Origin of the sequence: Shimia sp., from assembly GCF_041624275.1 — a bacterium.
In the GTDB taxonomy this organism is placed as follows: domain Bacteria; phylum Pseudomonadota; class Alphaproteobacteria; order Rhodobacterales; family Rhodobacteraceae; genus Shimia.
The window spans coordinates 1-10,244 of the sequence record NZ_JBFJVE010000109.1; the positions used below are offsets into that span (position 1 = coordinate 1).

Below are 10,244 nucleotides of genomic sequence, written 5' to 3' on the forward strand. Positions count from 1 at the left end.
ACAGTTCCGCCGCATCGCAACCCGGTTCGAGAAACACGCCGCCAACTTCATGGCTGCCGTCGCACTCGCATCCGCAAGGATCTGGCTACGCGCAATTGAGTCCACGCCCTAGGCGCTGCGCCGCGCCGGATCGGTGCCGGAGACGAGAGATGTGGTAGGCCCGGCAGGACTTGAACCCGCAACCAAAGCGTTATGAGCGCTCTGCTCTAACCAATTGAGCTACAGGCCCTCTCGTGAGGGCCAATTGCTACCACACGCCGCAGCCGCGTCAAGGCCAACCGGTTGGCAAGCCTCGGGTTTGCCGGGCAAGCGCGGCGGGCACAGGGCACCGGGCACCCAAGGCCGCCATGCCGCGCGCAAAGGAAAACCCCGCCACCGGGCAACCGGCAGCGGGGTTCGAAAGAGCGGGCTCTGACGGAAATCAGAGATTCGGATAAAGCGGGAACCGGGCGCAGAGATCGGCGACCTTGGCGCGCACTGCCGCCTCGACCTCGCCGTTGCCGTCCTCACCATTGGCGGCCAGCCCGTCGACCACTTCGACGATCAGGTCGGCGATCTCGCGGAACTCGGCCTCGCCGAAACCGCGGGTGGTGCCGGCCGGGGTGCCGAGGCGGATGCCGCTGGTGACGGTGGGCTTTTCCGGGTCGAACGGGATGCCGTTCTTGTTGGTGGTGATATGGGCCCGGCCAAGCGCCTTGTCGACGATATTGCCGGTGACGCCCTTGGGCCGCAGGTCGACCAGCATCACATGGGTGTCGGTGCCGCCGGTGACGATGTCGAGCCCGCCCTTGATCAGCTGATCGGCCAGCGCCACGGCATTGGCGCGCACCTGCTTCTGATAGGTCTTGAACTCGGGGCGCAGGGCCTCGCCGAAGGCCACCGCCTTGGCGGCGATGACATGCATCAGCGGGCCGCCCTGGATGCCGGGGAAGATCGCCGAGTTGACCTTCTTGGCGATGGCCTCGTCATTGGTCAGGATCATGCCGCCGCGCGGGCCGCGCAGGGTCTTGTGGGTGGTGGTGGTGGCGACATGGGCATGCGGGAAGGGCGAGGGGTGCTCGCCGGCCGCGACCAGGCCGGCAAAGTGGGCCATGTCGACATGCAGATAGGCGCCGACCATGTCGGCGATCTCGCGCATGCGGGCAAAGTCGATGACGCGCGGGATCGCCGAGCCGCCGGCGATGATCAGCTTGGGCTGGTGCTCCTTGGCCAGCGCCTCGACCTCGTCATAGTCGATCAGGTTGTCGTCGCGGCGCACGCCGTATTGGACCGCATTGAACCACTTGCCCGACTGGTTGGGCGCCGCGCCGTGGGTCAGGTGTCCGCCCGAGGCAAGGTTCATGCCAAGGATGGTGTCGCCGGGCTGCAGCAGCGCCTGGAACACGCCCTGGTTGGCCTGGCTGCCCGAGTTGGGCTGGACGTTGGCAAAGCCGCAGCCGAACAGCTGTTTGGCGCGGTCGATGGCCAGGTTCTCGGCCACGTCGACATGCTGGCAGCCGCCATAATAGCGCCGCCCCGGATAGCCCTCGGCGTATTTGTTGGTCAGCACCGTGCCCTGGGCCTCCATCACGGCGGCGGAAACGATGTTTTCCGAGGCGATCAGCTCGATCTCGTCGCGCTGGCGGCCCAGCTCGTCGGTGATCGCTCCGAACAGCTCGGGGTCGCGGCTGGCCAGGCTCTCGGTGAAAAATCCGGGATCACGGGTCTCGGTCATTGGGTAAGGCTCCAGATCAGAGGTCAGGTTGGCGGCTTTCGTAGCGGAAGAACCTTTGCGTGGAAAGGTCTGAATACGACGCGACGCCCTGTCAGAACGTCCCTACTGGTGCCCGCGTCGGAGATGTGTTTCCATCCGGGGCAAAGTGAGCGCTATCGGAAACGGGAATCAGGGCCTGACATGTCCAAACGCATCGCCTTCATGGCCAGTGACGCGCCGGTGGCACAGGTCGCCCTGGCCACGCTCAAGGGGCGCTATGGCAACGTCCCGCCCGAAGAGGCCGAGGTGATCGTGGCGCTGGGCGGTGACGGCTTCATGCTGCACAGCCTGCATGGCACCCAGGGGCTGGCGGCGCCGGTCTATGGCATGAACCGCGGCACCGTCGGGTTCCTGATGAACGAATATTCGGAAAGCGATCTGATGGACCGGCTCGAGGCCGCCGAGGAAGAGGTCATCAACCCGCTGGCGATGCGCGCCACCTGCGTCGACGGCTCGGTGCATGAGGCGCTGGCGATCAACGAGGTCTCGGTGCTGCGCGCCGGGCCGCAGGCGGCCAAGCTGCGAATCACCATCGACGGGCGGCTGCGGCTCGACGGGCTGGTCTGCGACGGGGCGCTGATCGCCACGCCGGCGGGCTCGACGGCCTATAATTACTCGGCCCACGGGCCGATCCTGCCGATCGGCTCGGACGTGCTGGCGCTGACCGCCATCGCCCCGTTCCGCCCCCGCCGCTGGCGCGGCGCGCTGGTGCCGAAATCGGCGGTGGTGCGGTTCGAGATCCTCAACCCCGAAAAACGCCCCGTCATGGCCGAGGCCGACAGCCGCGCGGTGCGCGATGTGCGCGCCGTGGAAATCCGCTCGGATCTGAGCGTGCAGCACAGGATCCTGTTTGATCCCGGTCACGGGCTGGAAGAACGGCTGATCCGCGAACAGTTCGTCTGACGGCTGGTCGCGCCGCAGGCACGGGTCCTGCGGGCGGGCACGCGCCAAGAAAAAGGCCCCGCGCGATGGCGGGGCCTTTGGTTGTTTCCGTCGCTTGACCGGCTCAGCCCTTGGCATAGCCCAGCGTTTGCAGCGCCTCGGTGATCTCGTCGAGGATCGCCGGGTCGTCGATCGTCGCCGGCATCTTCCAGGGCGTGTTGTCGGCGATGTTGACCATGGTGCCGCGCAGGATCTTGCCCGAGCGCGTCTTGGGCAGGCGGTCGACCACCAGCGCCAGCTTGAAGGCGGCCACCGGGCCGATCTTTTCGCGCACCAGTTTCACGACTTCCTTGATCACATCGCCATTGTCGCGGTCCACGCCGGCGTTGAGGCACAGGAAGCCCAGCGGCATCTGCCCCTTCAGCTGGTCGGCAACCCCGATCACCGCGCATTCGGCGACATCCGGGTGGCTGGCCAGCACCTCTTCCATGGCGCCGGTCGACAGGCGGTGGCCGGCGACGTTGATGACGTCATCGGTGCGGGCCATGATATAGACATAACCGTCCTCGTCCATCATCCCCGCATCGCCGGTCTCGTAATAGCCGGGGAAGGTGTTGAGATAGCTTTTCTTGAACCGGTCCTCGGCGTTCCACAGGTTGGGCAGCGTGCCCGGCGGCAGCGGCAGCTTGATGGCGATCGCGCCCAGCGTGCCCGGTTCGACCGGGTGGCCGGCATCGTCGAGAATGGTGACGTCATAGCCCGGCATCGGCACCGTGGGCGAGCCCAGCTTGGTCGGCAGCTCCTCGATCCCCAGCGGGTTGGCGGCAATCGCCCAGCCGGTCTCGGTCTGCCACCAGTGGTCGACCACCGGCACCTGCAGCTGTTCCTGGGCCCAGACGATGGTGTCGGGGTCGGCGCGCTCACCGGCCAGGTAAACCTGTTTCAGGCAGGAAAGATCGTATTTCTTGACGAAGTCGCCCTTCGGGTCCTCGCGTTTCACGGCGCGGAATGCGGTGGGGGCGGTGAAGAAGCTTTTGACGTTATGCTCGGAAATAACCCGCCAGAAAGTGCCGGCATCGGGGGTGCCCACCGGCTTGCCCTCGAAGACGATGGTGGTGTTGCCGTGGATCAGCGGACCATAGCAGATGTAGGAATGGCCGACGACCCAGCCCACGTCCGAGGCGGCCCAGAACACGTCGCCCGGATCGACGTTGTAGAGGTTCTTCATGGTCCAGTTCAGCGCCACCAGCTGCCCGGCGGTGTGACGGATCACACCCTTGGGCTGGCCGGTGGTGCCCGAGGTATAAAGGATATAGGCGGGGTGGTTGCCCTCGACCGGCACGCATTCGGCCGGCTCGACACCATATTGGAAACCGTGCCAGTTGTAGTCGCGGCCCTCGATCAGCTTGGCCACTTCCTGCTCGCGCTGGAAGATGACGGTGAAGTCGGGCTTGTGCGTGGCCAGATCGATGGCGCCATCCAGCAGCGGCTTGTAATGCACCACGCGGCCCGGCTCGAGACCGCAGGAGGCGGCGATGATCGCCTTCGGCTTGGCGTCGTCGATGCGCACCGCCAGCTCGTTGGCGGCAAAGCCACCAAAGACCACCGAATGCACCGCGCCGAGACGGGCGCAGGCCAGCATCGCTTCCAGCGCCTCGGGGATCATCGGCATGTAGATGATGACCCGGTCGCCCTTCTCGACGCCCTTGGCGCGCAGCGCGCCGGCCAGGGTGGCGACCCGGTTGCGCAGCTCGACATAGGAAATCTCGCGCTTGGTATGGGTGATCGGGCTGTCATAGATGATCGCGGTCTGCTCGCCACGGCCGGCTTCGACGTGACGGTCGACCGCATTCCAGCAGGTGTTGACCTTGGCATCGGCAAACCATTCGTAAAGATTGTCGCCCTTGTCGAACAGCGCCTTCGACGGGGCCCTGTCCCAGTCGATCGCCTGAGCGGCCTCCATCCAGAAGCCTTCGGGATCGTTCTTCCAACCTTGGTAAACGTCTTGGTATGACATGGTGTTCTCCTCCGAAATCCTTTCCCAAGGTGTTACGAAAGAGCCCCGAGGTGCGGCAAGACTCTTTCGCGCCGCCGCGTCAGATTATCGCGAAAGATTTGCAGAGACGGCGCAATCTGCCCTGCAAACTTTTGCAAACCCATGTATTATCTGCGGATATTCACGCCGAATTCGCTTTTATGCAAACTTGCAAATCCACCCTTGCAAAAACAGGGCGCGGTCCGGGAATCGGCCGCGCCCTGTTGGCTGTCTTCGGCTGTCTTTCTTTTGCCGGAAATATCCCGGGGTGCGGGGCAGCGCCCCGCCCGGCGCGATCAGCCGTAATGGGCTACCGGCGTGCCGGCGATGGCGGCCATGTTCAGCAGCCCGCGCGCGGTGATCGACGGGCTGACGATATGGGCGCGGTTGCCCATGCCCATCAGGATCGGCCCGACCTCGAGCCCGTCCGAGCGCATCTTGAGGATGTTGCGCACCCCCGAAGCAGCGTCGGCATGGGCAAAGATCAGCACGTTGGCGGCCTCTTTCAGGCGCGAGTTGGGGAAGATGCGGGAACGCAGTTCCGCATCCAGCGCCACATCGACGTTCATCTCGCCCTCGTAGACGAAATCGCGCGCCTTGCTGTCGAGGATCTCCAGCGCCTCGCGCAGCCGCTTGCCCGAGCCTTCGGCATGGTTGCCGAACTGCGATTGCGAACACAGCGCGATGCGCGGCTCGATGCCGAAACGCCGGGCGTGGCGCGCCGCGCCGATCACCGAGCGGGCGATGTTCTCGGGGCTGGGCATCTCGTTGACCTGGGTGTCGGCGACGAACAGCGGCCCGTTCTCGAGGATCATCAGCGACAGCGCCCCGTGGGGGGCATATGAGCCGCCGCCCAGCACCTGTTCGACATAGTTGAGATGCCAGCGGTATTCGCCGAAGGTGCCGCAGATCAGGCTGTCGGCCTCACCGCGATGCACCGCCACCGCGCCGATGGCGGTGGAATTGGTGCGCATGATCGCCTTGGCCAGATCCGGGGTCACGCCCTTGCGCTGCATGATCTGGTGATAAGAGGTCCAGTAGTCGCGATAGCGCGGGTCGTTCTCTGGGTTGACGATCTCGAAATCCACGGTGGGGCGGATCGCCAGCCCGTGGCGCTCGCAGCGTGCCTCCATCACTTCCGGCCGTCCGATCAGGATCGGGGTCTCGGTGGTCTCCTCGAGGATCGCCTGTGCCGCGCGCAGCACCCGCTCGTCCTCGCCTTCGGCAAAGATGATCCGCCGTCGCGCCGCGCGCGCCGCGTCGAATACCGGGCGCATCAGCAGCGCCGACTTGAACACCGACTGGTTCAGTTTCTGAACATAGGCCGGCAGGTTGTCGATCGGGCGGGTCGCGACGCCGCTGTCCATCGCCGCCTTGGCCACCGCCGCCGAGACCACGCCCACAAGGCGCGGATCAAAGGGCTTGGGGATCAGGTAGTCGGCGCCGAAGGTCAGCTGCTCGCCCTTGTAGGCCGCTGCCGCCTCGGCGCTGGTGGTGATGCGCGCCAGCTCGGCGATGCCGTCGATGCAGGCCAGCTGCATGGCGTCGTTGATCTCGGTGGCGCCGACGTCCAGCGCCCCGCGGAAGATGAATGGAAAGCACAGGACATTGTTGACCTGGTTGGGAAAATCGCTGCGTCCGGTGGCCATGATCGCGTCGGGCTTCACCTTGCGGGCGGCATCGGGCATGATTTCAGGGGTCGGGTTGGCCAGCGCGAAGATGATCGGCCGGTCGGTCATCTTGGCGACCATCTCGGGTTTCAGCACGCCGGGGCCCGAGAGGCCGAGGAACATGTCGGCGCCCTCGATCACCTCGTCCAGGCTGCGCAGGTCGGTGGCCTGGGCGTATTCCGCCTTCTGCGGGGTCATTTCCTCTTCGCGGCCCTCATAGACCAGCCCGGCAATGTCGCAGAGCCAGACGTTCTCGCGTTTGACGCCGAGTTTCAGCAGCATGTTGAGACAGGCGATGCCCGCCGCGCCGCCCCCCGTCGAGACGATCTTGATATCCTCGAACTTCTTGCCCGCGACGCGCAGCGCGTTGGTGGCCGCGGCGCCGACGACGATCGCGGTGCCGTGCTGGTCGTCGTGGAAGACCGGGATGTTCATCTTCTCGCGGCACAGTTTCTCGACGATGAAACAGTCAGGCGCCTTGATGTCCTCGAGGTTGATGGCGCCGAAGGTCGGCTCGAGCGCGCAGACGATATCGGCCAGTTTCTCGGGGTCGGTCTCGTTCACCTCGATGTCGAAACAGTCGATATTGGCGAATTTCTTGAACAGGACGGCCTTGCCTTCCATCACCGGTTTCGAGGCCAGCGCGCCGATGTTGCCCAGCCCCAGCACCGCCGATCCGTTGGAGACCACCGCCACGAGGTTGCCGCGCGCGGTGTAGCGCGAGGCCTCGGCGGCGTTGTCCTTGATCTCGAGACAGGCCTCGGCGACGCCGGGCGAATAGGCGCGGCTGAGGTCGCGCCCGTTGGCCAGGGGCTTGGTGGCGCGGATCTCGAGCTTACCCGGCTTGGGGTGCTCGTGATAATGCAGCGCCGCCTGGCGCAGGGATTCCTTGTGGGTGTCGGACATGTCTGGGGCCTCGGATTTAGGTTAGTTTAGCATTAAACTACTTTTCCGGAAAAGGAAATGGGGTGAAGTGGCCAAAGGGAAGGGCTCTTGCATATTTTTTCCCCCCGCCGCAGTCTTTCTCGGCTGACCGGGCGCGCTCGGTACCGGCCATCAGAGCAGAGATTCGCCGCGCCGTGCAAGCGCTTTGCCGGAACCGTGGTCACCGTTCCGGCGTGAAACGGGGAGGAAGGGGAGATCACCATGAGCCAGTCGCAAAACACATTGCAGCAACAGGCGCTGACCGTGCGCGAGAACGCCTATGCGCCCTATTCGAATTTCCGCGTCGGGGCGGCGATCCGCGCGATCTCGGGGCAGGTCTATACCGGCTGCAACGTCGAAAACGTCGCCTATCCCGAGGGCACCTGCGCCGAGGCCGGTGCGATCGCGGCCATGGTCGCGGCCGGCGAAACCCGGCTCACCGAGGTCTATGTCATCGCCGACAGCCCGCACCCGGTGACCCCCTGCGGCGGCTGCCGCCAGAAACTGGCGGAATTCGCCACCGGCGACGTGGTGATCACCATGGCCAATCTCGACGGCGCCGAAGAGCGGATCACCCTGGCTGATCTTTTGCCCGGCGCCTTCGGCGAGCACCACCTGGACAACAGCTGATCGATGGAGGCCCGCGCCATCATTGCCCGGCTGCGCCGGGGCGATCGCCCGGCGGAGGCCGAGCTGGCCTGGTTCGCGCGCGGGCTGGCCGACGGCACGGTGTCCGACGCCCAGGCCGGGGCCTTTGCCATGGCGGTCTGCCTGCGCGGCCTTGGTGACGCGGGGCGGGTGGCGCTGACCCTTGCCATGCGCGACAGCGGTGAGCGGCTGCAATGGGATTGCCCGGGGCCGGTGCTTGACAAGCATTCCACCGGCGGGGTCGGCGACTGCGTGTCGCTGGTACTGGCCCCGGCGCTGGCCGCCTGCGGGGTCTACGTGCCGATGATTTCCGGGCGCGGGCTGGGTCACTCCGGCGGCACGCTCGACAAGCTCGAGGCGATACCCGGCCTTGACACCTCGGTCGACGCGGCGCGGTTTCGCGCCATCCTGGACAGCGCCGGCTGTGCCATCGTCGGCGCCAGCGCCGAGATCGCCCCGGCCGACCGGCGTCTTTATGCGATCCGCGACGTCACGGCGACGGTCGACAGTCTCGATCTCATCACCGCGTCGATCCTTTCCAAGAAGCTCGCCGCCGGACTCGACGGGCTGGTGCTCGACGTCAAGCTGGGGTCGGGCGCGTTCATGAAAACCCCTGAACAGGCCCGTGACCTTGCCCGGGCGCTGGTCGCCACCGCCAGGGGGGCGGGCTGTCCGGCCCGCGCGGTGCTCTCTGACATGAACCAGCCGCTGGCCCCGTCGCTGGGCAATTCGCTGGAAGTGGCGGAATGCATGAAGGTGCTGACCGGTGCGCCCGGCAATGCGCTGGCCGAGCTGAGCCTGGCCCTGGGGGCCGAGCTGCTGGTCGGAGCCGGGCTGGCGCCGGATTTGCAAGCGGGCGCGGCGCAGCTTGCCGCGGTGCTGGCCGACGGTCGCGCCGCCGCGCATTTCGGGCGTATGGTGGCGGCGATGGGCGGGCCGGCGGATTTCGTCGAAAGCTGGCCGCGCCTTCTTCCGGTGGCGCCGGTGATCCGCGAGGTGAACGCGCCGGACACCGGCCATGTCGCCGCCATCGACGGCGAGGCTCTGGGCATGGCCGTGGTGCTGCTTGGCGGCGGGCGGCGGGTCGAGACCGACCGGATCGACCCGGCGGTCGGCCTTTCGGATGTGCCGCGCCTTGGGGCCCGCGTCGCAAAGGGCCAGCCGATGCTGCGGATTCATGCCGCCGACGCGGGCACCGCCGAGGCCGCGGCGGAAAGGGTGCTTCGGGCGATCCGCATCGCGCCGCAAGCACCGCCGCTTCCGCCCCTGATACACGAGAGGATCTGCTGATGCCGCGCGCCTTTCTGGTGGTCATGGATTCGGTCGGCTGCGGCGGTGCGCCCGATGCCGACCGGTTCTTCAACGGGGTGCTGCCCGACACCGGGGCCAACACACTGGCCCATATTGCACAGGCCTGCGCCGCCGGCCGGGCGCAGGAGGGGCGCTCGGGGCCGCTGGCGCTGCCCCATCTCGACCGGCTTGGCCTTGGGGCGGCGATCCGGCTTGCCAGCGGCGCCGCGACCCCGGGGCTGGACGCCGCGCCCGAGGGGCTTTGGGGCGCCGCCACCGAAACCAGCCCCGGCAAGGACACGCCCTCGGGCCACTGGGAGCTGGCCGGCTGTCCCGTGCCCTGGGACTGGACCTGTTTTCCCGATGCGACCCCCGCCTTCCCGGCGGATCTGGTCGAGCGGGTCTGCCGGCTGGCGGGCACCGGCGGCATCCTGGGCAACTGTCACGGCTCGGGAACCCGGATCATCGACGATCTTGGCGCTGAACACGTCAGAACCGGCCTGCCGATCTGCTATACCAGCGCCGACAGCGTGTTCCAGATCGCCGCCCACGAAGCGCATTTCGGATTGCAGCGGCTGCTGGATCTCTGCGCCGCGCTGGCGCCGAGCCTGCATGCGATGCGGGTCGGCCGGGTGATCGCCCGCCCCTTTGTCGGCGATGCTGCCGGCGGTTTCAGGCGCACCGCCAACCGCCGTGATTTCGCCATCGCGCCGCCGGCGCCGGTGCTGACCGACTGGCTGCAGGCGGCCGGGCGCCGGGTATACGGCGTCGGCAAGATCGGCGACATCTTCTCGATGCGCGGCATCAGCGACAGCGTCAAGGGCAGCGACGCGGCGCTGATGAGCCATCTGCATCGGCTGGTGGACGAGGCCGAGGAGGGCAGCCTGACCTTTGCGAATTTCGTCGAGTTCGACAGCGATTATGGCCACCGCCGCGACGTTTCGGGCTATGCCCGGGCGCTGGAATGGTTCGATGCCGAGATCGGCCGCATCCTGCCGCGCTTGCGTGACGGCGACCTGTTGCTGTTGACCGCCGATCATGG

General features: G+C 66.7%; 7 protein-coding genes and 1 tRNA gene. 4 read left to right on the plus strand and 4 right to left on the minus strand.

The features are described 5' to 3' along the window. Window positions 1-152: 152 nt before the first annotated feature. Both ABZD10_RS09795 and glyA read right to left on the minus strand, forming a co-directional pair. A tRNA-Ile gene (locus ABZD10_RS09795) sits at window positions 153-229 on the minus strand. Window positions 230-421: 192 nt separating this feature from the next. After that, the gene (glyA, locus tag ABZD10_RS09800; protein WP_372886164.1) at window positions 422-1,714 is read right to left on the minus strand and encodes a serine hydroxymethyltransferase; all 1,293 of its coding nucleotides are present in this window, start codon (window positions 1,712-1,714) and stop codon (window positions 422-424) included. A gap of 180 nt (window positions 1,715-1,894) precedes the next feature. Here glyA and ABZD10_RS09805 point away from each other — a divergent pair, with 180 nt between their 5' ends. Further along, complete coding sequence (locus ABZD10_RS09805) at window positions 1,895-2,656, plus strand: NAD kinase (protein WP_372886166.1); 762 nt, start codon at window positions 1,895-1,897, stop codon at window positions 2,654-2,656. A gap of 103 nt (window positions 2,657-2,759) precedes the next feature. Here ABZD10_RS09805 and prpE read toward each other — a convergent pair whose 3' ends face one another. Together prpE and ABZD10_RS09815 are read right to left on the minus strand one after the other, a co-directional pair. After that, entirely contained in the window at window positions 2,760-4,652 is a 1,893-nt protein-coding gene (gene prpE, locus ABZD10_RS09810; RefSeq protein WP_372886168.1) for a propionate-CoA ligase PrpE, read from the minus strand. A gap of 314 nt (window positions 4,653-4,966) precedes the next feature. After that, window positions 4,967-7,246, minus strand: a complete 2,280-nt coding sequence (locus ABZD10_RS09815; RefSeq protein WP_372886170.1) for an NADP-dependent malic enzyme — start codon at window positions 7,244-7,246, stop codon at window positions 4,967-4,969. Between the two features lie 240 nt (window positions 7,247-7,486). On the opposite strand from ABZD10_RS09815, the gene ABZD10_RS09820 reads away from it, so the two are divergent. From ABZD10_RS09820 to ABZD10_RS09830, 3 genes are all read left to right on the plus strand, one after another. Beyond that, the gene (locus ABZD10_RS09820) at window positions 7,487-7,894 is read left to right on the plus strand and encodes a cytidine deaminase (RefSeq protein ID WP_372886172.1); all 408 of its coding nucleotides are present in this window, start codon (window positions 7,487-7,489) and stop codon (window positions 7,892-7,894) included. A gap of 3 nt (window positions 7,895-7,897) precedes the next feature. Then, on the plus strand, window positions 7,898-9,202 hold the full coding sequence (locus tag ABZD10_RS09825) for a thymidine phosphorylase (protein ID WP_372886174.1): 1,305 nt from the start codon (window positions 7,898-7,900) through the stop codon (window positions 9,200-9,202). Continuing rightward, a partial coding sequence (locus ABZD10_RS09830) for a phosphopentomutase (protein ID WP_372886176.1) occupies window positions 9,202-10,244 on the plus strand: 1,043 nt, incomplete at its 3' end. The genes ABZD10_RS09825 and ABZD10_RS09830, both read left to right, overlap by 1 nt.

Excerpts from the sequence above, each read along its gene's own strand:
- ABZD10_RS09805 (WP_372886166.1), top strand. The coding sequence starts at position 1,895 with ATGTCCAAACGCATCGCCTTCATGGCCAGTGACGCGCCGGTGGCACAG.
- glyA (WP_372886164.1), bottom strand. The coding sequence starts at position 1,714 with ATGACCGAGACCCGTGATCCCGGATTTTTCACCGAGAGCCTGGCCAGC.
- prpE (WP_372886168.1), bottom strand. The coding sequence starts at position 4,652 with ATGTCATACCAAGACGTTTACCAAGGTTGGAAGAACGATCCCGAAGGC.
- ABZD10_RS09815 (WP_372886170.1), bottom strand. The coding sequence starts at position 7,246 with ATGTCCGACACCCACAAGGAATCCCTGCGCCAGGCGGCGCTGCATTAT.
- ABZD10_RS09820 (WP_372886172.1), top strand. The coding sequence starts at position 7,487 with ATGAGCCAGTCGCAAAACACATTGCAGCAACAGGCGCTGACCGTGCGC.
- ABZD10_RS09825 (WP_372886174.1), top strand. The coding sequence starts at position 7,898 with ATGGAGGCCCGCGCCATCATTGCCCGGCTGCGCCGGGGCGATCGCCCG.